Origin of the sequence: Rossellomorea vietnamensis, from assembly GCF_008180615.1 — a bacterium.
GTDB lineage: Bacteria > Bacillota > Bacilli > Bacillales > Bacillaceae_B > Rossellomorea > Rossellomorea vietnamensis_D.
Window position 1 is genome coordinate 1 of record NZ_VTEH01000030.1, and the last position, 23310, is coordinate 23310.

General features: G+C 36.8%; 21 protein-coding genes. 4 read left to right on the forward strand and 17 right to left on the reverse strand.

Annotated elements, in window-relative coordinates; all coding sequences use genetic code 11:
* Positions 1-63: 63 nt before the first annotated feature.
* The 3 genes from FZC79_RS22335 to FZC79_RS22345 form a co-directional block, all read right to left on the reverse strand.
* Entirely contained in the window at positions 64-273 is a 210-nt protein-coding gene (locus FZC79_RS22335) for a hypothetical protein (RefSeq protein ID WP_148948309.1), read from the reverse strand.
* A 269-nt stretch (positions 274-542) separates the two neighbouring features.
* Positions 543-923 (reverse strand): hypothetical protein, encoded by a 381-nt coding sequence (locus FZC79_RS22340; RefSeq protein ID WP_148948834.1) that lies wholly within the window; start codon positions 921-923, stop codon positions 543-545.
* Positions 924-949: 26 nt separating this feature from the next.
* On the reverse strand, positions 950-2869 hold the full coding sequence (locus FZC79_RS22345; protein WP_148948835.1) for a 3'-5' exonuclease: 1920 nt from the start codon (positions 2867-2869) through the stop codon (positions 950-952).
* 122 nt (positions 2870-2991) lie between these two features.
* Between FZC79_RS22345 and FZC79_RS23730 the strand changes: the two genes are divergently transcribed.
* Together FZC79_RS23730 and FZC79_RS23735 are read left to right on the forward strand one after the other, a co-directional pair.
* The gene (locus FZC79_RS23730) at positions 2992-3201 is read left to right on the forward strand and encodes an ATP-binding protein (RefSeq protein WP_286365390.1); all 210 of its coding nucleotides are present in this window, start codon (positions 2992-2994) and stop codon (positions 3199-3201) included.
* 131 nt (positions 3202-3332) lie between these two features.
* Complete coding sequence (locus FZC79_RS23735) at positions 3333-3428, forward strand: ATP-binding protein (RefSeq protein ID WP_252183445.1); 96 nt, start codon at positions 3333-3335, stop codon at positions 3426-3428.
* Between the two features lie 922 nt (positions 3429-4350).
* On the opposite strand, the gene FZC79_RS22355 is transcribed toward FZC79_RS23735, so the two are convergent.
* Positions 4351-5283 (reverse strand): hypothetical protein, encoded by a 933-nt coding sequence (locus FZC79_RS22355; RefSeq protein ID WP_148948836.1) that lies wholly within the window; start codon positions 5281-5283, stop codon positions 4351-4353.
* Positions 5284-5999: 716 nt separating this feature from the next.
* Complete coding sequence (locus tag FZC79_RS22360) at positions 6000-6965, reverse strand: hypothetical protein (RefSeq protein ID WP_148948837.1); 966 nt, start codon at positions 6963-6965, stop codon at positions 6000-6002.
* Positions 6966-7217: 252 nt separating this feature from the next.
* Here FZC79_RS22360 and ytfJ point away from each other — a divergent pair, with 252 nt between their 5' ends.
* The gene (gene ytfJ / locus FZC79_RS22365; RefSeq protein WP_148948838.1) at positions 7218-7649 is read left to right on the forward strand and encodes a GerW family sporulation protein; all 432 of its coding nucleotides are present in this window, start codon (positions 7218-7220) and stop codon (positions 7647-7649) included.
* A gap of 252 nt (positions 7650-7901) precedes the next feature.
* Here ytfJ and FZC79_RS22370 read toward each other — a convergent pair whose 3' ends face one another.
* The 12 genes from FZC79_RS22370 to FZC79_RS22425 all read right to left on the reverse strand — a co-directional run bounded on the left by FZC79_RS22370 (position 7902) and on the right by FZC79_RS22425 (position 22876).
* Positions 7902-9206: a DNA cytosine methyltransferase gene (locus tag FZC79_RS22370; protein WP_148948839.1), complete on the reverse strand. Its 1305-nt coding sequence runs from the start codon at positions 9204-9206 to the stop codon at positions 7902-7904.
* A gap of 885 nt (positions 9207-10091) precedes the next feature.
* The gene (locus FZC79_RS22375; protein ID WP_148948840.1) at positions 10092-10997 is read right to left on the reverse strand and encodes a hypothetical protein; all 906 of its coding nucleotides are present in this window, start codon (positions 10995-10997) and stop codon (positions 10092-10094) included.
* 585 nt (positions 10998-11582) lie between these two features.
* Positions 11583-13424, reverse strand: coding sequence for a PD-(D/E)XK nuclease family protein (locus FZC79_RS22380; RefSeq protein WP_148948841.1), 1842 nt, complete (start codon positions 13422-13424; stop codon positions 11583-11585).
* Between the two features lie 68 nt (positions 13425-13492).
* A complete protein-coding gene (locus FZC79_RS22385) occupies positions 13493-14479 on the reverse strand; it encodes an HNH endonuclease (protein ID WP_148948842.1) in 987 nt (328 codons plus the stop codon).
* Between the two features lie 21 nt (positions 14480-14500).
* The gene (locus FZC79_RS22390; protein ID WP_148948843.1) at positions 14501-14824 is read right to left on the reverse strand and encodes a nucleoside triphosphate pyrophosphohydrolase; all 324 of its coding nucleotides are present in this window, start codon (positions 14822-14824) and stop codon (positions 14501-14503) included.
* Between the two features lie 107 nt (positions 14825-14931).
* Positions 14932-15255 carry a hypothetical protein gene (locus FZC79_RS22395; RefSeq protein ID WP_148948844.1) on the reverse strand — a complete coding sequence of 108 codons (324 nt, stop codon included), beginning with the start codon at positions 15253-15255 and terminating at the stop codon, positions 14932-14934.
* Positions 15256-15271: 16 nt separating this feature from the next.
* Positions 15272-16669, reverse strand: a complete 1398-nt coding sequence (locus tag FZC79_RS22400) for a M20/M25/M40 family metallo-hydrolase (RefSeq protein WP_148948845.1) — start codon at positions 16667-16669, stop codon at positions 15272-15274.
* 61 nt (positions 16670-16730) lie between these two features.
* Positions 16731-17774: a hypothetical protein gene (locus FZC79_RS22405; protein ID WP_148948846.1), complete on the reverse strand. Its 1044-nt coding sequence runs from the start codon at positions 17772-17774 to the stop codon at positions 16731-16733.
* Between the two features lie 186 nt (positions 17775-17960).
* Positions 17961-19061, reverse strand: coding sequence for a metallophosphoesterase (locus FZC79_RS22410; RefSeq protein ID WP_148948847.1), 1101 nt, complete (start codon positions 19059-19061; stop codon positions 17961-17963).
* 323 nt (positions 19062-19384) lie between these two features.
* Positions 19385-20266: a DNA helicase gene (locus FZC79_RS22415; RefSeq protein WP_148948848.1), complete on the reverse strand. Its 882-nt coding sequence runs from the start codon at positions 20264-20266 to the stop codon at positions 19385-19387.
* Positions 20267-20487: 221 nt separating this feature from the next.
* Positions 20488-21975 carry an Lsa family ABC-F type ribosomal protection protein gene (locus FZC79_RS22420; RefSeq protein WP_148948849.1) on the reverse strand — a complete coding sequence of 496 codons (1488 nt, stop codon included), beginning with the start codon at positions 21973-21975 and terminating at the stop codon, positions 20488-20490.
* A gap of 682 nt (positions 21976-22657) precedes the next feature.
* Positions 22658-22876, reverse strand: coding sequence for a hypothetical protein (locus FZC79_RS22425; protein ID WP_187442929.1), 219 nt, complete (start codon positions 22874-22876; stop codon positions 22658-22660).
* A 317-nt stretch (positions 22877-23193) separates the two neighbouring features.
* Between FZC79_RS22425 and FZC79_RS22430 the strand changes: the two genes are divergently transcribed.
* A partial coding sequence (locus FZC79_RS22430) for a helix-turn-helix domain-containing protein (RefSeq protein WP_252183338.1) occupies positions 23194-23310 on the forward strand: 117 nt, incomplete at its 3' end.

The window sequence follows — 23310 nt, forward strand, 5'->3', positions numbered from 1 at the left end:
CTTGAACCAATGACCTTGAAGTCCTGATGATTACAACAGGGACAAGGAACCTTTTCTGCACATTTAATAAAAAACGCTTTTATCGGCGGATTCCACTATGATATAATCATTTACAACAATCATATTGTTTGAGGGACGTCTTCCGTCGCGCCACTGGTAATGGCCGGCATAATGGAAGGCGTCTTTTCCTTTCTTCAGGGTGATTAAGGACATTATATCCGTCAATCCCCGGACAAACAATACCGTCAACATATGGACGTTTTTAGACAGCATTAACACAAAACCCTTGTGAAGCGATTGGAAAAAGACTATGTAATGAGAGCCGAATATTCGACACTGACAACGAAAGATTTAAACAGATTGCTGGTTTATTTCCGTTACAAAAATGAACGGGCACTTTTAAATCTTGTTAAAAAAGGCGTTCTCTCTCCGAAACAACAAGTATATAAATAATCATGCCGGCATGTTTGTAAACCTAAAATTAAAACAGTTAAAACCCCAGAAGCCATCTTCTGGGGTTTTAACTTATAAAATGTCTAAGATTATTGTTCAAGTTTTTTCCACTTCCAGTAGTTATAGAGAAATTGTATTCCGTCAAGAGCAAAGAAGAAAACAGCCAAGATTATAATTTGGGTAAGGTCTAGTTCAGCCAAAAAAGAAATACCGATAATTAAAATAACGAGTATGGGAATGGACCACAAAGTTCGTATCATTTTTCTTCTGTAACTTAACTTATAATAGGAGAATACTACACCTTTATCTTTCTTTTCTTTGTTTTTATATACTAGAGCTAAAATTACTGTAGCGATCAGGCCTCCAATTAGACCAGGTATCATTATATTTAGTAGATTCTCAATAGCGCTTCCATCTCCTTTCTTCCAATGATGGTTTAGGCGTAGCCAGGTGTTTTTACTGGTAGTCACATTTTCTCCCTGACATCATTTTTTAGTCAACTGCTTTTATCAGATGACACCTTCAGCTTCTTCCGTTCATCCGCAATTTCTTGAAAATAGTTCGTGAATTCCGATTCTCCTGAATAAGACAAACATAGATATTCCTTTGCGCGCGTCATACCAATGTAAAGCAGAGATGCTTCTCTCTCAACATCATCTTCCAGAGCAAAAGGCATATTATCCAGGTTGACGATGAAAACGGCCTGAAAATCAAGTCCTTTGCTGCTATCGATCGTGCTGATTTTCACACGCTCATCATCTTTTTCGAATTTCCGCTTCGATTCACTGTTTTCTGTGATCCAGAAGTAGTCAATTCCTTCTGCTTTCAAGGCATCCTTTAGTACATCCACGTAACTCATTTTGTATGTCTTTTTCACTCGATATAGAATTAACATCTCAGAAAGTGGAACCTTTTTTTGTACATGAAGTTTCCTAATTTGCTTGGCGACGATCTTCGCTTCTGTAAAAAATGAATCTGCCTTTAGGATCGCTGGCTCCACTCCCTTACGCCTCGTACTCTGAGGGGCAATGATCTCGCCTTCAAAGTCCTTCGCCACAACCTTGTTTTTCAAAGAAGAATGAGATTGATAGAAATCCCATGCAAACTTCACAATTTGAGCGGTATTCCGGTAGTTGATGTTCAATACCTTTGAACGTCCTCTGAAATTCAGTCCTGTATCCTGCACGTAGCTTCTCTTTCGTTTATAGATCGACTGTGCACGATCTTCCACCAGCAGCAAAGACTTCGTATCCGGATTCAACAAGCAACTAACCAGCTCGAACCATTCTGACTCAAAATCCTGTCCTTCATCAATTAAAATTGCATCATATGTAGGAAGTATAGCTTCGCCGTTTCTTAACTTTTCAAGAACAGTCGGAATTCTACTTTCAGAAATCCTTAAGTCATTTTTCAGCCAAGAATGAAAGTTTCTTACCGTAATGTTATGTGGACTTGCTGCTGGAAGTTCGTCTGTATTGGTATAATCAAAGTCAAAAAGATTGTCAGGTTCGTGCATCATATGGTGAATCATCTGCTCGATATTACGAGCTAACGAAATGTTATAACAAAGAATTAGGATCTTCCAATCAGGATGATCTTTCGTCAGCATCTTTGCCCGGCTGCCTAGGATAAGTGTCTTCCCACTGCCGGCCACTCCCCGGATCAAACGGTTTTTGTCACCGATCTGCTTAGCCAGATTTTCTTGATGTAAGTCCATCGCCTTAATATCGTGTAGTGAAAGCAGCAACTGATCCTGATAAGGCACCGGCCTTTTAAACTCTGCACTGATCCGCACCTCTGGAAACAAATGATAGCGGATAGAATCCATCTCTTCTTTCGTCAGTGGTTCTCTTAATCGATAAGGAACAATAAACATATTGGCAATCTTCTCATACAAATTCTCTTCTGAAAAAGCTTCTTTATCCGGATCCATTTCATCTCTGGTCAGACTAAGAGAAGGCTCGATCACAGAATACAAATCGTTCTCAATAAAATCTCTTTGAGACAATCTCGTAAAAACAGTCCCAAATCCATAAGGAAATTTCAACTGAAACTGATACTTGCCATCCAATTGAACAAGATTCTTATCCTTCTTCAATGCATCGACAATATGAAACACATTATCTCTCGCCTGTTTTAATGGGCTCTTCACCTTAGTCTGTTGCCCAGAAGTCGTCACCAATGTCCACTCATCCTGGTTCAATTGAAACAAAGTATTCTTCGTATAATCTTTCACTTCCAGAACCAGCAACCCAAGATCAGGACCAATTATAACAAAATCCGGCCTTCGTCCATGAATATCCGGTTCAAAATAAACAATATAATCATCAGGTAAATACATCTTCAATGTTCTGAAAAGCAGCCGTTCCCCTGCCGTTGCTGAAGAACGAATACTCTCTGGAATTGTATAAGCCACAACTAACACTCCAAATTATGAGGTTTTCTTTCATTATACTACAAAAGAACTCCTATTTTTACATAAAATGGGTAGATTGGTAGTTTACTTGGTTAATATCGCCTGGTGCCAATATATATGTATTGAACCAGGAAAAGCAACTGAATATTTCAAAACAGCACTCTTGGGTGGATGAATGCCTCACCCTTATTATTATGGTACCGACCGGTGTAGAAAAAACTCACTTTTCAACAGCACTTGGTATTCATGCCATCGAACAAGGATATCAGGTGTCATTTCTCTCCATGGACCGCTTGATCTATGTCCTAAAATCAAGGGAGTACGTAAGGTAATCCAAGATGTGATTTAAGCATATCGTGAATTCTAATCTAATTAACAATCTCATGTATATGGCATATGAACCTCAGGATGCCCACCTATTCTTTCAATTTACTTATGAAAAGTATATGACAAGGCAGCGTTCATCCATACCTCTAATAGAAGCCTTGGAGAATGGAGAAAGTTTCTCGGAGACCCAACACTTACCACAGCCATTTTAGACCGACTTCTTCATAAGTGAGATTTTAACCTATAGCGATAAACAAGACAGTATCAGGATGAAATATAGAAATGCACTATTCAATAGTCAAAAGGTTGAATCTTAAAATGGAGTGAAGGCATTTTAAAACCCTACCTGTTCCCTAGAGGTAGGGGAGTTTTTACTTTATTTGACTCTTCATCTAATTTAAATCTTTAGGTTATAAAAAAACAAATTGTCTCTTCCGCGTTTATTACTTCCATTTCATCAGCTTGTCAGAAAGGGAGAATACCTAATTTTGTTTCTACGGTTACATTTACCCAGGGTTTTCACTACATCAATAGATTTGAACTCACTTGAGGCTACTCCTGTTATTCGCTTTTCAATCAAACTTGCACTTTCTTCAGGAGCAAGGACTAACTGACCGTTATAAGCAGGAAAGTATGCACAGTCGTTATACTTCTCTCCAGGGAAGCTCCAACTTTGTATACTACCAAGCTAATCTTCAGCGTTAGGCATTACTTTTCTGCTTAGTTGGAATTCCGTGCAACATGGAAATTACTGCACATTGTAAAAAGGCCATCTAAATTCAATCTTTAATTTTAAATTTAATTACCATTCATACGAAGAAGTGGGGCATCAATTGAGAAATATGTAAGAAGGGTTAATTATTATATTACCCCATTAAAAAAGACCACCGCTAACGTGATGTAATCTTCAGAATAATTTTTATTACTCTCCTTAGATACATACATAAATGAAAGACAGCAGCATATTAGATTTGGTCAGATCATGCTTTCCTTTTAAGGTTCTACCTATTAGAGTTTGTTTAGCAACCTTCTCTTTTATGTGATTAACCTATTGGGCTTAAAGGTTGTATAAAATGATTTGAAATAATTGGTGGAAATATTAACCTTTCTCTGTGGCGGATTTACATGATTGAAAGTAATTAAAGTTTCAATTTTTATAGATCGATATATATATATCCAGTCCAAGGATTATTATAAGAATCATATCTAATTTTAAGTGTATCAACATTTACTCTTGCAGTTCTACCATCAATACATGCTTCGTATTTACTTCCACCTTCTTTTTTTGCCCAAACTATTTTATCAGTAGGATATAGAGGATTATTTAAAGTGGTATCATAATATATATCCCTTCTTGTTCCTAGCGGACGTAAGGGGCTCCAGTGAGGTAGGACACTATTTACAGGTGCGTATGCTGAAAAGAGAGGTCCACCAGCCATAGTAGTTGTTATGTATTCATATGTTTTAAATCCTGTTATCAGATCGAAATCAAATAAATTTCCTAACTTACCATTTGGCATACAAGCAAGACTTATTCCTACGAGGTTAAAATCAGTAGTATCGTCTTTATAAATACATTTAATAAAATAAGTTAAAGTAGGTAAGTTTTTAACTGGATCTATCGTAGGCAATCTAGGAGTAAATTTAAATCCAGAAAAGGGAAGAGAGCTACTATAAACCGGATTATTCTGGAAACTAATTTGGTTTTTCTCAAAAATAACCTTATCTTTGTCTATTTCATTTGATTCCATATCTATTGATTTTGCATCAATATTTATTAGTGCATCAGTAGTATAATAAGCCAAGTCTGAACTTAAAGAAGAGTGATAAACACTCTCGGCTTTGATTGTCTTATACATATAGAATCTCATTAATCTTTCCAAAGCAACTTCTATTTTATTTTTTTTTTGAGAAAACAACGATAATACTGGATATGTAGCCTTTATATTACTTTCTATTTCTCTTAGATCGTCAATAAACTCTGGAGATGTAAAAGTATTATGTAAGATGTAAAAATATTTTCTCTCTAAATCTAATATCTTTCTTTGAACTGGTATTAAAGGTATTGTACTAAGTTGCGTTCCCATAAAAATCCTCCAACTATATTTTGCTCATTATTATTACTAGTTTACATTTTTTAACTTTTTTACTCAACTAACTATTTTTTACTATATCTAATAACTGAATAAAGCCAATTAGCTTCTATTGAATCATTATGGACCTTATTTAATTCTTTAGGGAGTATAACTTTAACTGATTCTGAAAACAACTTAACCGGATATCTACCTTCAGAAACTTCTGTTTGGTATATAATAAAGTTGTTACAAAAATCCCGTACTCTCTCTTGATGTTCTCACAATCAATCGGAAAATGTGTTTAGGTTCTACTTTTGTAGCTGTATTGAACTTCATCGCCTCACCTTATATCAATGGAGATCATCTATATACACTTTTGCAAACAGGAATTCACACAACGATTTTATCTTCAAAATCATACAAGAATATTTATACTCAAATGGCTGCACTTCTACCCAATTTAATATTAGTTGTGACTTTTTACCTTTCCATCACTAATATTCTCTTCACATAAGTTTTTACTCCCTAGTTAAGGAGGTTTTTGTAAAATAGGTGTTCGTAATCTATATATAAAGACCACTTTTAAAGTGATCTTTATATCACTAAAGATTTTTCCTTTTTGTTTCCAACAACTTGGTATTCTACACTGTCAATTTTTTTAAAATTCATATTTAGATATAAAGATATGGATCTGTCTCTTTATCTATATACATCCATTAAAGGGGTTATTATATAGGTTCAGGTAAATGCATTTCAATATACCCTTCCCAAGGTTCGTCTGTGGAATCATATCGAGCTTTTAAAGTTTTATTACTAAAGCGAACACTTGAGCCAGACTTAACAGCTCTAATTACTTTCTTTCTGCTTTCTGTTGTTTGCCACCACAGTGTACGAGTAGCCGTATTATAGTATGCAAGTTTAGATCCACCTAAGTTTGCTCTATTAAATTTTCTATCGTCAATACATACTTTGTCCATATACGTTTCAATAGCTTCTCTGGTTTTTAGAGTAGAAGGGATCTGTATTGGTTCGAAGTGCTCTCCATCTTTTTTTGAAAAATAATCATATGTTTTCACATTATCAACAATATTAAAATCAAAGAGTTTTGATATTTCACCGTTAGGAATACATGTAAGTACAATGGAAGGATATTTATTACGATTAAGTTTAAAACTGTATTTATCGTCAGTATATATTAATTTAATAACGAACGTTAGGACCGGCAATCGTGAATAGTGATCAATTGATTTTAAATTTGCTTGCATTGGTACATAAGGGTAATTCTTGTTAGAGAAAGATGTTTGATTCTTTTCTACACTAGTTGATTTAATATCGCCGCTATTTCCATCTGTATCAATTGTTTTCATATCGACACAAATCACTGCATCCTTCATTCTTATTCCTACATCAGAACTAACAGGAGATGGATAAATCCCTTTAATTTCTGAATGCCATTGCATATAGATGTGATGGGTGACTAATCTTTCAGCTGGGACCTTTAATTTATTCTTCAAATCCCAGATATCTCTAAACTCTGGATAGTTATCCTTTATTTCTTTCTCAATTAATAATAGATCATCAATAAAAGACTCTGATTGAATAATTTTCAAAAGCTTATTGAAATACTTCTTTTCTATATCAAGAATTTTATTTTCAAAGTCATTCCTTACGATATGTTTTTTCTGATACCCCATTATGTTCCCCTTTCTGGTGACCCTATAAATTCATGAAGTTGAAGACTTTTAACTAAATTTAAAGACAAACCCTTAGAGTTTCCTAGAGTATATCTTAATATTTCCATTGTAATAGTTGTAACTCCCTGTGTAAATGACATAATTTTACTTTAGAGAGTTAGTTAGTACATATGAGTAAGCAAAGTATTTTTTAATAAATGGATAAATTATGTAGAAATTGTTAAAGATACCTTTATGAAAGGTGTGATAATTATGGGAGATCATCCAATAGAAGGCTTAATGAACTCTGCAATGGAAAACCTAAAACAAATGGTCGATGTAAATACGATTATAGGAGACCCAGTTGAGACACCAGACGGCAGTGTGATCCTCACGGTATCTAAGGTTGGATTTGGTTTTGCTGCCGGTGGGAGTGATTTTAATTTCCAAAGTGAAAAGTCCGAGTCTGAGGAAGGTAGAGGGTTATATAGCACTCCTTTTGGCGGTGGTAGTGGGGGTGGTGTGTCGATAGTTCCAATAGCATTTTTGGTAGTTAAATCTAATAATGTTAAACTTATTCATCTAAATGAGGGTACACATCTGTTAGAGCGCATTATTGATCTTATGCCTCAAGGGGTTGAAAGAATACAAAGTGCTCTTTCGAAAACTAAAATTAATAATGATGAAGATAGTAAAAACCAATAATTGATATTGAGCATGGAGTGAGACGCTAGGTGCAGTTAAAACTTTTTAAATATTGCAATTAAACAACTAACCGCATCATAATCCCCAATTAGTTTTTCAAATAAGTATACGTATACTTACCATAACTATCTTTGCTCTACTATAAGTGTCAAAAGGAAAAATATATTACATTTTAATAAATAGAAAAAAGAAAGCAAAGTTTTAACATACTCAGCTTTCTTTTTTTAAGATATTCTTTAATTTAATGAATGTTCAGCTATTAACAACAAGCAATTCATTAGCATCTTCTTTTGCTTTGTGCATGTGTTGAAGAATACTATCTCTCACACAAAGACCAATCTTTTCTGCTAATAATACAGGAACAGCATTCCCTACCTGTGTGTACATTGCATTCATACTACCTAGAAACTCAAAGTCATTAGGAAAGCTTTGTAAAATTGCACACTCTCTAACAGAAAGACGCCTCTTTTTATTAACATGTATTTCTGGCTGAGAAGCAGTAATTGTATCACTAGGTCTGTCCCAGTTTGTAATACGTAATGATTGCTCAAATTTTATCTCTTTCTCTATAAACTCGGTTACCTGCTTATCGAACGTATCGTCGAACTTAAGCAACTTCTTAAGTACCCACCAGTCTTCAGGTTTAGGAATACTTCCAGATTTATTATCTTTTCTAAACCAGTGACCGGCTGTATGTCTATAACCAAAGTGTTCATCAATTTTCTTAACAGAGATCATTGCTTTCTCTCTCCAGTATTTAAGATAATCACATACTTCTTCTTGATTCACCTTGTGCTTCCTACCCCAAAATTTATCACTAACATTTTCTGCTGCTACATGGTTGAAAATTGTTTGCCCGTTAAATACAAAAGGTTCATTCCTTGTTCGAACATCACTTAAATGTCCAATCGCTTCTTCCACTGTAATATAGGGAATAAGGTTTTTTTGTGTTTCCGCTTCTTTGAATAGATCAGCTTCAACTTGCCCTGTCTCATCTTCTTGAATAGCTGGACCATGTGTTTCCACAGGGAAGACATTTTCAAGGCCAAGACGGTTCCCCATAATGATAACTCTCTCTCTGGCTTGTGGAACCCCATAATCAGCTGAATTTAAAACTTTATAATCCACCTTATACCCAATCTTCTCAAAGTCAGATTTAATAAGTTCAATAACTTGTCCTTTTCCCATTGAAAGGAGACCTTTTACATTTTCAGCTACAAAAAATTTAGGTTGTTTATCACGCACTACTCGTAGTAATTCTAAGTATAGAAAATTCCTCTTATCTTCCATGTTCCTTCTCGTATTAGCCACCGAGAAACCTTGACATGGAAATCCACCAATAACCACATCTACTCCATCTGGGATATCAGAGCTAGGAACTTGCGTAATATCACCTAGGACAACGTGATCGCTTCCAAAATTATGTTTGTACGTTTCTACTGCATATTGATTAAAGTCATTTGCCCAAACGATATCGAAACCAGCATTCTTGAAGCCCAAATCCATTCCGCCAGCGCCTGCAAATAATGATACTACTTTATACTTTTTATCGTTCATAAAATCACCTACATAAGTTAGTCTGTTATTTACTTTAGGCACCAAATATATGATATAAATATTATATCAGAACAAATGTTCTGTTTCAAGGTAAACCTATTAAAATTTAAAATACTAGACTTATATTATATTCATAAATCCTGGTTATTGAAAGTGATATTTATAAACCTTATCAACTTCTTATTATATGGAAAAAACTTCAATATTGATGTTTTGCAAGAATAATAAATAATTGCAACTCTATTTCCCATAGTCTGAAGAATTTTGACAACACACACCCTTAGGATACAGTAAAAATTAATTATAACTTAATTAATTCTTTAAAATAGCCAGTTTTAATTTTGCTTGTCTAGGATTTCTTTGTAAAATTTCATTTTATTGTATTTTTTTCCATGTTATTTTTATAATAAATTACTTTAATCCTTTTTAGAGGAGGGTCTAAAAGTTCGAAATTGGGTACCTTTGTAAATCGAAATCTTGTTTTGCCCTGCAGAAAGAACTCTTTCTTTTTAATGAGGTTCTAGATCTCAATTTGGTATACTATGCAAGTTGTCCCACTGTTTTTAAATCAATATTTATAAAAGCATCACTTACTGAACTTAAGGAAAAGCTAAAGAATGTGGAAAAACGCGCAAAATAGTGGTTTTGTATCGGTTATTACGCGAAGCTTTTGGCTCCTACTCTATGGAATGCAGAAAATTTAAAGATGGATACAAGCTATTATTTATACTTAAAATCAATTCCATTATAAAAAAATATGTGGGTTCTATACTATTGTGCTATTTACACAGAAGAAATTCAATAATCATATGAAAATTAAAAAAGTTCTTTAAAAGAGCTTAAGACAAAAAAGCGTAAATAAAAACACTTACGCTTTTAAAAAATCTATTTCAACGTTAACTCCTGGTATCTATTCCATTTATATTCACTTCCATCTTCCCTAGGTATTTCTAAAAACTTCACTCTTAACTTTGTTCTCTGGAGGTTAAAATTATTTCTAGTATAAATTTTGATTAATTCTTTTTTCAGATTTTTGTAATCATCTGATAGGGAGTTTCCATTAAAACTTAACCATTCATAAGCTTTATATAATTCATTCGATTCGTCATAATAATAACATTGATTAAATATTTCTTCATTATCAGAGTGTAATTCATTAACGAGATTAAAGTAATCCTCTGTATTCAACACATCGTAGATAGGCCTCACTAACTCTCTACCAGCATGCACAAATTCTAAGCCTAATATTGGCTGCATTAAACCATTAGGGACTGAACATAAGTAAACTTTAAAATTTCTTAAAGAGTTAATTCCATCATCTAGGTTATAAACTATCTTAACAATGTATGTAAGAGTATATAAATTTCCATATAAGGTATGATTATATACAGTTGGTAGATTAGACTTAAACGGAACTTCATTATACATGATAGGTAAATCCGTTGCATACGATGTTTGGTTTCTGCCTAGGTCAACTTTGTGCTGTATTGCATCACTATCTGTATCTAAAGTTGATTTACAATCGATATGAATAACTGCTTTTGGTGTTAAAAAAGAACTATCTGAACTGGCTGGATGCGAAAAAATTTCCCAATCAGTATAATTACTTATTATTCTTTGTACAACTCTTTCCATAACATCTGCAATACCTGACTTACCAGAATATGTATCTTCAATTTCACTAAATAAATATTGCGAAGTTAGGTTTTTAACAAAAGAAGTACCATTTTTTTCAAAAATTTGTTTTAGTCTCTTAAAATAATATTCTTCTAATTCGTTCAGTTGTTGCATTATTTCTTCCTCCTAAATTTTAAAATATAAGATTAACTATTAATAAATAATTAATCTGACATGAACTCTTGCGAGATCGGTACAAATGTTTAATTTAAAAAAATTTGGTGCGTGTTAAAACTTGAACTCACAGTGTTAAGCTGAAGGTTAATTAAACTTTACTTATTATTATTAATATTATTTAAATAGTTCTTTATTTCTTATGTTTCATTTAAACACCTCTTATTCTAGCTTTCAATTAAAATTTCTTTAAGTTGGTCTTTTGTTTGCCAGGGTCTTTTACGGTGTAACACTCTATGACAATTAGAACAAACCTAAGGCAATGTCTTCAACCAGTGTTATCTCAGTTTCGCCCATTTTAGAAACAGGTTTCGTATGATGTCCCTCTATATACCCTTCATTTATTCATCTGAATATTCTGTCAAAATAACACTCCAGTATTTGTTGAACTCTATTAGGGATGATTAAATGGCTGTTTTTATCCTTTTCTTTATTAATGCACTTACAAAAGTGTTTCTCTCACATGTTAGCATCACACCTAACTATCACATCTATGAAATAAATAATTGCTTAAAACAATAAGTATTACCGTAACAACTCAATACACTCTAGCAACCATTGATTCTTCGCATCACCAAACAACCGCTCCATCTCCTGGTAAACTTCCGATGTATCTTCCCAGTCATTTATTACCTTTGATTGAGAAAATAATCGAGTATACTTTGCGCTCTGCTGCTTCGATCTTTCTTGAAAGGCAACACCATGCTTTTCAAGTTTCTCTATTACTGTAAGACGTTGTTGTGGCTGGAGAGGTCCTAATTCCAATGTGAGTTTTAGCCGGTCGTCTTTTAACCTGTCGAACCAATAGGTGAAGGTACTGTTATGCCACCACCACTTAATACGGGTTGGACCATACTTTTCTTCAAGTTCTCTGAAGATTGGTAATAGAAATGAAGCGTTGTTGGTTTGAACTGCGTATCGATCCACGTCAATATGATGTTGCTCTGCAAATTGCAAAAAGGGCTTCTGTAAACAGTTTGTATGAACATCTTGCCGAGTTGCCGTTTCAATTACTTCTTCGACATGCTCCTCTTCTTCACCCATTTTCTCAAGAGATATAGCAATTTTCTTGAATACTGACTTCAGATTTGGATTTTCATATAACCTGTTCATTTCCTTTAGAACAATCTGTTTATCCGACCAGTCTCCTACATCACTGGTTGCTGTATAAATTTTTGTGTATTTCTTGCCTTCCATTTTTCCTGAGGTCCGGAAGTTAACACCTTGGTTTTCAAGATTATTTAGCAGCTTTAACCGGTTTTCATATGGGATAGGTCCCACTTCAAGATTGATTTTTAACCTTTCATCCCATGTGCGTTCGAACCAAGTGATAAGACCATGTCCTAACCAGTAGCCGTCTTCAGGTTCTCCTAGTACCTGATCAAAATCCTGCCATTCAGACAGAATGAAGTTTGGAACTTGAACGTGAGCTTTATACGCTTCTTCCGGGAATTTTTCCATTTTCGCAAATGAGAGAAAGGCCTCTCTGAGAACATTGCTGCCCATTTTGAAGATGAAATCTATGGTTTGCTGGTTCCTTTTATAAATTTTGTGCAGGATTTCTTTCTCTGATAACTTCAGGTTGTTTAATTGATTGGATTCATGCCTATAGCGAGGTTGTCGAAGCAAGTCCTTATAATGATTTAGATAGAGCAAGTCAATCGCTGCTTTATTTGCTTTATATACCTCGAGTGCAATCTCAACTGAATCATTGTCATCAACTAATTCTTCCTGAAGTATCCATATATAATCATGAAGAAAATCGAAAATCCGGTCAGATATGGCTTCCTTGTGCAAATGAATATGTGTCTCAATGATTTCCAAAATGTCATTATAGTCCAGCACCCAATACTTATCTAAGGAAGGCAAGTCGCTTCTTAATGTCAGAAATACAGGAATGATTGTGTATCCATCTTGGCTGAACTGAGACTGAACATATGTAATATACTCCTCTAGTTGTCCTTCTGACTCGATGGCATGAAATTTATTTTCTATCATAATGACCAACTTTTCTGAAGGTACCTTTATCACTAGATCAATGAACCGATTCTTATCAGTATTCACTTCTCTAAATACTTCCAAGTCAGAGAAAGAAGCATACATGTATGAAAGAAAATGAATGGATGATGATTTATCCTCATTCTCAGGCTTGGTCAGTAATCGGGACAACAGCTTTTTAACAAAAAAGTCACCCATGTAATGGTTCTCCTCAGGGTCCAGCAGCCACGCCAACACATTCGAATGCCTGATTTCATATTGATCTACCCTGAGTACCTTTAATGGATTGAACTTATTAAACTTCTGATGAAGAATGGCAAACTCCTTGGAGTGATCTAATTGGGCTATTGCGTCTATTGAGAAGGTCATTGTTACTTTGCTCCTTTTATCTTCTTTTTTATGAATTGAAATGCTCAATATTACTCTCTAGGGTCCTTTTAAGGAGTCCATATAGCATCAAACCCATTCTTAACAGAGTAATCATAGAGCATAACAATCTTCTTCGCCTTATAATTCTCCATCAGCCTTCCAACTTGAACATCCAGCTCTGAAACAATTAACTCTTCATTTCGTTGAACAATCCCATCAAGGAAATCTCTTTTCGGCAGCTTATCACTCTTTGAGCTATTACACTTGTTACAGGACAGCACAAGATTCCAAATATGGTCTGACTGTACAAAGGACCAAGGAATGAAATGGTCGACATGTGTTTCTCTCTTCTTGCCTGTCAGCATCTTTCCGCAATAAAAACAGCTGGCTTCAAAGTGAGAAAGCAGTATTTTTTCAAATGGCTGTAGAGATGATCGTTTGGCAATGCTTTCTACCTTACCTAGAAGGTAGTTAATGCTCGGTACGTCATTCAAATCCTCGATCATGGCAGCCATGTGATAATTGGTAAGGTGAATGATCAATCTTTGATAATTCAGCATGAAAGCATGAACGGCCGGGTTGAAGCTTAATTTCTCTGTTTTATGGTCAAAGGCATAGAACTTCCCTCTAGTATCACCGTACAGAGCACCAAAGACATTAATCTTCATGGTGGATTTCACACTGGCTATCAGCTTTACCTGGAGGGAATCTTTTAGCTTATCAAAAATATTTTCTGAGGGTATGGAGTTCTTTCTCTGCTCCTCTTGAATGATTGATACGACTCTGGCAGTTTTCCCTCTATTGTGCTGCGTAAGATCATGGGTAACGATCAAATTCCAATAGACCTTTGTAAAGGTGTAGGCAAGCTGGTCATATGTCACTTCAAAGTTGTCATTTACCTGATATAAGTTTTCAATTAAAGCTTTGATCAAAGCATATTTATAAGTAGAAGATTTTACTGATTTACTGGACAGCACGACAGTAAAAATACGCCAGATCTCTTCGTCTGTTAAGTATTCCTCTTTGAGTTCTCCTACCCTTAATTTGTGACTCACTTAAACCATCTCCTGCTATGTTTAATCCTCTACATCTATTAAAAATATTTTTTTGTCAAAAGCGCCTCGTTTTTCTGCTTTCATACGGCGAATCTCTTCTACTTCTTCCAAGGTGCTGCCATGTGAATTAGCAAATGCATGAACAATCTCCATCAAATCAGCCAGCTCTTCCAGGGCAACATCTCTTGTTTCTGCATCACGATATTCCTCTAATTCTTCAAAGCTTTTATTCTCCAATTCTGTTATGTATTCTTCATCAGAAAGGATTCTGGTTGAAAATCTCTTTCCATTCGACTCAATTATTTCTGGGATTCTATTACGGACTAATTTGTTATAAACAGGCATGGGGGTCCCTCCAAACGAACTATGAATAGTGAATTATTTTCCATTTCATCTTACCAAATCATAGGAAAAAGAGCTATCTGATAGATAGCCCTCCATTTAAATCCCGCTTATAGGACTGTGCTCAAGTAGTTTCCGTACCCTTTGTGAATAACCAGTCCCTGATTAATTAGATCTCTCCAGATCCGGTTATCGAGTTGATACAGTCCTGTATTCTGCAGCAGTTGGATTTCCTGCTCAGTCAGTACCACCTGATTTTCTTGGTTTCCATTCCTTATAACCATTTCATAATCCTTAAGCTTCATTAAAATCACAACATAGGTTACATCCCATTCTTTAAGCTGTCGTTCAATTGTTTCAGCCACATGCTTTAAGAAGTCTTCACCTTTCATAACCCTCACCATGTATCCCCTTGCCATACCGTTCGTTTGCATGAGCATCCCTCCAGGTTTAAAGAGCTTTAGATAAGATGTCACTTCCCCTTTCTTTGCGTCTGATGTCACGCAAAACTTTTCTCAGCTCATTCCTTCTCTCAAAGAATCCTTGGATTAGCTGTGCTGTTCTGTAGCATGCGGCTACATCGAGTGATTCTTCCTCCGTATGCTCGTTATAGTACCCAGCAGACAGGTTGACACTTTGAATGCCATGTGAAGCCCAAACTCGTGTATCACTGCTTCCTCCTGGAGTAACCGTCCAACCTGCTAAGCCTTCTTCCTCAGCTGTATTTTCAAAAAAGCTTCCGTAAAGTGGATGACAGAATGGTATATAGCCTCCGCAGGAAGTGACAATGTCACCTTTGCCTCGGCGGTCTACCACAATGGCAGCATCTGTGTTCCAGAGGAAGTATTCATCTACCTGGTTTGCTCCTACGAGGCCGCATTCCTCTTCGACGGTAAAGATGAACTTCACTTTACCCTTGAAGGAAGAGTGGTGAAGATGTTCTGCTATATGAAGAAGGATGGCTACACCCGCCCTGTCATCTGCTCCTAATATACCCTCGCTGCTGGTCCAGAGCGTGCCATTCTTGATGATTTCTCTGCCTTCCTCAATTTCGAATACAGTATCTAGATGGGCATTCAACAGAATAACCGGTCCATTGCCGCCGTTATACGTTTTTTCAGCTAGAAGGTTCCCTGCACGGTCTATAGTTAGGTAATCTACGAGTGGTGACAGTTTATTAGCTACATAGCTTCTGACTTCTCTTTCATTTCCACTTTCCCCAGGAATCATCAGAAGTTCTTCGACTTTATGCTGAAACAGCTTTTCTTTAATGAACTCCATCCCTTTTACTAACCAATCTTCTTTTATAATGCTTAATTTTTCAGCAAGGTCCAGCAACTGGGTTCTGTCAAGATGAAGAGATAAATAGCAACTGTTTGCCCGTTCCATCCAAAAGATCTTCCTGTTTCCGAGAGTCAGCAGGAGGCCTGAAATCTTCTCCATGTCATAATCCTTAGTAAGCATAATATGAGCTGCCCCTCTTTTATGGCCATCACATGAGCCCTTTGTGTAAAAGCCCAGTCGGTTCAACTGACGAACAATACCGCTGATATAGGTATCCAGTTCATTCACTTTAGGTTCATCGACTCCAGGCTTAAACCACAACCCTTCTCCATGACCTCTTCCTTCAAAATCAACTGCTGACAGCCACTCTTCTTCTGAGATAGGTACCACAGGAAGTGTTAGTTCTCCATTTTTCAAAGCGAATTCAACACAGGCAGTTTTCAGAGATTTCATTAAAAATTGAAGGTTAACATTGGTTTCTCTGCTGCAGTCAAACACATTTTCTTCCTTCTCAGCCAGCATCCAACCCTGCCTCACAAATAATTGATTCCACGTTTTTCTCATATCCTCATCATCTCCCTTTCGTTTGTAGCTTAAGTATACGAAAAGGGCGATGACACCCCTGTCATCCGTTCAGGAGGAACGTGTCATCACTTCTGTGCAGGATGATAAAGGGATATTGGTGGTTGAAATAATAAGCGGTTTCAGAGCTGCCGGGTTTGTTGATTAGGATATCTTCCTTAATCTCAATTTCCTTAAATACAGCCCTTAACCTTCTGATATTTTGAGTATAAGTGTTTGTCGAGACCCCACCGTTTTCTCCAGACACTGAAAAGATATCGTAAAAGTCATGTCTTGTTAAAGGTGCGGACTCATTACTTTTAAGGAGAAAGTAGCGGAGGATTTCCCCGCGGTTTCTTGATAAAACATTCATTTTCCCGTTATATATGACTGAAATCTCCCGCTCCGTAAAGTCGAGGATAATAGATTCCCGTTCTTCTCTAGCTGACTCACAGTCTTGCTTGGTGCAATATTCTTCAGACCCAGATGAAATTTTGCAGTATTCATGTCGAGCAAGATACTGTTCATTTTCTGAAATCAAACGATACAGAGGAGAAACTTCATAATGAAGAACATTTTCTATATTCACATTGAGATCTAGATTATCAAGATCCTCCTGGGTATTCTTCGCTATAAACAGCCCACAGCTTGATAGGTACAGGTGACAATTATGGAGCTGCTGATCATTCAATTTATATTTATCAAAGCCGTGAGACATTTGAAAACGAAGAGCACTATCGAAGTGCAGAAGGGCTGATGTATAGCTGCGCTGTTTATAATGTAAAAATCCCAATCGGTAATGCACAATAGGTAAATTCTTTTCGTATCGAAGCGCTTTTTCCAAAGAGGTTTCTGCTGCTCTGTCATCCTGCCGGTAAACGGTCTTCATGTAAGTCCCATACTGGACAAGGTGAAAGATTAGATGCTGTCTGATTTTTTCCAGGCTTGCCTGGTATTCATTGTTAGGGTCTCTGCGAATTTTCCGATACAGTGTTTCGTAAAGTCTGATCAATTTGGCATAGGAAACGTTCTCTTTCAGATCAATTTCTGCTTTTAGCTCTTCTTCTAAGTCTAAGAGTTCCTCTATTGATTTCTTTTCCAGTGACATCTTGCTCACCTGTCCTTCTGAATACTGAGAAATGAGTTCTCTTTCTTCTTCAACGATAAAGGGCGTAAATCCTGTAGATGTACGCCCTTTGAGAAAATAATTAGGAAGAACTATTCAATTCACACAGCAAAAATCACAATTGAATTTTGATAGATACTAATTTTTTTCAAACCAAAAATAATATCCCTACTTAAACTCAACCCAAATACTAACAACCTCAGCCCGAGTACCCAACCGAATAGGAGGCCCCCAAAAACCAAAACCTGATGTCACGATCGAATGCATCTGTTCCTTCTGCAAATGGCCCCAATCATTTTCATAGATCATATCAGTCAGCAGGCTCCCAGGGAAGATCTGCCCACGGTGGGTATGGCCGGACACCATGAGGTCAATGCCTTCCCGCTGGGCGATGTCGAGGTCATATGGCTGGTGATCGATTAAGATTTTAGGTTTGGTTTGGTCTACGTCATTAATTAATGCATCTAATGGCAATCTTTCATCGTCGATCCGGTCTTTTCGGCCAATCAGCGTGAATTGCCCTTCAACGTCTACTGTCTCGTCATAGAGCACTGTGATGCCTCCCTGCTCCAATGACTCTATCAGTTCTTTCATGGTGCCATCGTGTCTGTCATGGTTGCCAAGCGAGGCATAGACTCCAAATGGTGCCTGGAGCTTCGAAAGAATTTTATCAATCTCCTGGTCAAGGAATGGCTGCACATCATCGTCAAAGAGATCGCCCGGAAGCAGAATAATGTCCGGGTTGAGTGCGTTGGTTTCTTTTACAAAACGCTCTGCATGATCTTTGCCTGACAGCAGGCCAAAGTGCATGTCGGCGGCCATCACGATATGAAGTTCGTCGAGTGTAGACGAGCCTTTATCGATCTGTATATCATAATCGCGGACAACGGGGCTGAATGCGTTATAGCTGCCCCATGCCATAAAGAAGATCAGCAGTCCAAGGGTAATGAATCCCGCCCACTTCTGTGTTCCATGTCGCGGCAGCCTCGTGAGGCGCAGGAGGATGACTGTAACATGAGCAAGAGGAACAAGCAGCAGAAGCAGATAAAAGCAGGCCATCCAGTATGCTCCGATAATATTGATAAACGTGAGTCCAGTCATGCGGCCCACGATAAACGAAGTGGCTGCCAGCACGATAACCAGGCTGTATAGGATCTTAAAACGTCTGGTTGAAGACTTCGGCCGCAGCCAGTGTAAGCCGCGCCAGCCGATATAGTAGACAAGACCGCCATAAAGCAGCAGTGTGATGATAAAAACAAGAATGACCATATGTATTTTTCATGCCCCTTTTTTAAGTGATTTCGATTCTGCAGTCTTACAAGGAATCGCAGCCTGGCCTATATTCCGAAAGAGTTAGCATTCAGTAAGCGATGATGATTAAGACTTTACTTTTTATAGTACCGCAATCCTATCGAAATCACTAACGGAAAGAGTCGGGATTAACAGAAAAGTGAAATGGGCTGATCACAGTGACGCCCGTAACCTAGTGACGGCTCTACGAAAATGTTCAGAAGAGGTCATTGATGGCCTAGGTTACAGAAAAATCGCTCTGAACAGCATGCTCTACGCAACAACTCCTGCAACCCGCTAATCTATCGGGCCCATACAGGTCCAATGGACGGCTTGATTCTCTTGGATCCGTTTGCAATACGGACCTCCGCCTCCCTCTTCCACCTCTCGAGCTTGGCCAGGAAGTCATTTGTTTCTTTTACCAGGTTGGCAGAAGAGCTCGGGAGCTTTGGAGTACTCCTGGAAATACTGATTTTCTGCAGCAAAGCCTTGTCGTAGTAGGCAAACGACTTGATCGTGCTGTCCTCATTCCGCTTTCGATAGGAGGACTCTATCTCCTCCATCCAGCACAGCAGCGTCTCCACTTCGATATCCTTCTCAGCAATTTTTTCAATGGCACACTGCTCCTTAGGCAAAATATAGAACCCTGAATTTCGCAGCTTCAAAAATTTTTCCGTGACCTTCTCGACTCTCATCTGCACCTCTGGATTGGAAGACAGGTCCTCTCTCGCGCGCACGCTCTCTTTTTCTTTCTTTTCTCTACCTTTCTTACATTCTTCTTTTAGTGGCGCATTCATTACCGGCTCGTCATTCTGTTCTTCATCTTCCGTTCTCCCGTTTTCGGGCACAGAAAAATCATTTTCATTCTGGTGTAATGTGAACAACGTACCAATTTTGGTTTCCTCCGTAGAGATGAGACCATACTTTCTCAAACGTTCCACACTCAATCTAATCATATTCTTCGACGGGATCTTCAAATTCCCATTCTCTACATACTGCAAATCTTCCGCCAGACGCGAATACGAGCGCAAGTATTGACCTCTAAGCACCTTCACTTCTTCCACATACATGAATTCCTTCTGCAGTGCCCTGCAGCTCAGCAATAATAGAAGCCTCAAGGTAAACGGGCTCCCCCAAATCGGACTATCAATCATGCTTCGGTTAAATTTAATCCATCCTGTCATTTGTAATTCCTCCCTAAAAGTCTTTTTCACCTTATATGTAGAGAGATTTTAAGGAAAGAGACACCGTTTTAGTAAACTATTTTTTATCAAAAAATATAAATGTGTGACACCTCAATAAAAAAAGGCCCTAATACCCGGTACATTAATAGGTTAGTGTACCAGGATTAGGACCTTATTCTCGATTCTGCGTTCAGCCCTTTTTTATGAGGACTGCTTCATAACTACGCTTTATCCACATTTACTCTTTTGGTAGCAATTGTCTTTTGGAAAGTATCGTCATGTTCTACAAAAATCATGGTGGGATTGAATGTTTGAATAAGCTCTTCGATTTGCACGCGAGAGTATACATCAATAAAATTTAATGGTTCATCCCAAATATATAGGTGAGCCTTTTCACACAAACTCTTAGCAATAAGCAACTTTTTCTTCTGTCCACCTGAATAAAAGAAGATATCTTTTTCAAACTGAATTCGATCGAAATCCATTTTTCTCAATATCGACTTAAATAAAGTCTCATCTATCTGATGTTCCTCGATAAAATCAGCCAGCGATCCCTTCAAATGGGAGGTATCTTGCTGAACATAAGAAATGATGAGATTAGATCCTTTATTCATAACACCGGTATGCTGAATTGGATGTCCTAAGATTGATTTTAAAATGCTGCTCTTTCCGCTGCCATTCTTTCCTTCCAAGACAATTCTATCTCCTTGTTCAATAGAGAAGCTGACAGGTTTGTTCACCAATTGACCATCATACACTACAGACATATCTGTAATTTGGATGATCTCCTTGGATTTATATTTTAAGGGTTCGATCTGCAGGGCTTCTGTTTTTTCAACATTTTTTAATAGGTTCGATTTTTCTTCAATAGCTTTTTGCTGCCGGGCCTCCAGGTTCTTTGAGCGTTTCATCATTTTCGATGCTTTATGACCTACAAAACCTTTATCCAATTTTGAACCTGAATTCGTTGTTCCATTCTTAGTAGCTTCGACTTGATTAGACCAGCCTGCTGAACGTCTTGAAGATTGTTTCAGCCTTCCAATATCTTTCTCCAAGCGTTCATTTGCTGCTTCTTCATGTTCCTGCTGGCGGTCAAAGTTCACTTTCCAAGAAGAATAATTTCCACTTTGAACTTCAATATTCTCTCTGTTTATAGACAAAATATGATCTACGCAGCCATCTAAAAAGTTTCGATCATGAGAAATTAAAATAAATCCCTTCTTCTTTTTCAAGTAACTAGAGACCACTTTCCGTCCTTCAGTATCTAAATGGTTAGTGGGTTCATCAATTAACAAAAATTGTCCCTCGTTTAAAAATAGCGCAGCAAGCAGGACTTTTGTTTGTTCACCATTTGACAGCGTTTCAAAGGGGCGGTACATTGCTTCGGCATCGACATCCAAATAAGCAATTTCTCGAAGGAACTCCCAATCTTCTGCCTGAGGGCATATTTCTTCTAAAATTTCATGAGTATCCTTACTTTTATCTCTTATTGGAAAAGGAAAATAGTTATAATTGACGGAAGATATAATTTTTCCACTGTAATCAAATTTCCCTAGCAGCAAATTAAAGAAGGTTGTTTTCCCTCGTCCATTTCTGCCTATAAAACCCAACTTCCAATCTGTATCGATCCCAAAGTTTACATTTTCAAAAATAGGATCAAAACTACTCGGATAAGAGAAAGTTAAATTCTGAACTTGTATCATTGACATATTAATTCCTCCTTTGTATTTTACGCTTTTCTACAAATACAAAGTCGGTATATCCATCTCGACTACTTCACTCCGTACAAGCCTGATGGAGTATATCGACTTATACGGAGTAATACATGTGTAACATCCAATTCTAAAGACATATTATCTCTCCTTTTCATTAGAATATAGCTCATGAATCAAATATTCTTTTATAAAAAATAAAAATCCTTTCCATTTGCGGAAGGATTGATAAAAAAATTTATATACAAAAGCCTCTACTATACCATGTGTTTTGGCACATAAAGTGTGACTGACTACAAACAAAAATCAGGCTAATCCTATACCTTAAAGACTGAAAATATTAAATTCATAAGGTAACTGAATAAAGAATCATTATTTGTAAGTTCAGTCCTTTCCATTTCTTAAAATATGTTCTACAGCCTTTTTCATAACAAAAATTATACATAAAGGATAACACAATTGTCCGCCCTTCGCTATCCACGTTTTTGACTGTAATCAAGTGCTGATGAAGAATATTTACTTTATTGGTCTGAGTTGATGCTTTAATCGATTAACCAGAATTCTTTCTGACGAAGAGTACATGCCCTGAAAAATAAAAGAATACCTGGACGTGAACTTAATTCCATGACCGGATATAAAGATTATTCCTAACAAACCGGTTAAGATGCTAGGTGATTATTTAAGATTCATTTAGCTTACGAATTATTTCTTTCTCTTCCTCTCCAATCCTCTCCATTTTTGATGTATTCTTTCGCAAGGTATTGAATGACATTGATTTCATGTCATCTAATACAATTTCATATTGACCGTTTACATCTGTATAGATTACTTGAAGGGAAGTAATATTATAACTTTCTCCCAGCCTTTCTATTATTTCTTTAGAAAGTTTAGCAGGCATTTCCATACTTTCGTCAGAAGTAATCTTCTCACGGTTAATAATTCCTAACAGATAAATTTTTTGACGAAGTTGGATATTCTTTGAATAATTGCCATCAGCTATAACCCAACTAAACAGGTTTGCGTTTGGCAGTTCAATATCATCGTTATAAGACGTTTGTGACTGCTAAACTAAAGTAGACAGTTTTTGCTAGATAAGATGAAACACTTATTTACCCTAATATACCAGTAAAATATATGGCCCTTCCATTGTATGATGATGGTTTGATTTGTAAATCATTGGAGGGCTGAGAAAAGGTGGATAAGTGGGAAATGTATATGGAAATACAGCAGTTACTCAAGAAAGGGTTCAGTAAAACCAAAGTAGCAGATAAGCTGGGGGTGTCCAGGGCGACTGTATATCGTCACCTTAAGAGATCTCCTTCGGAGACGGCA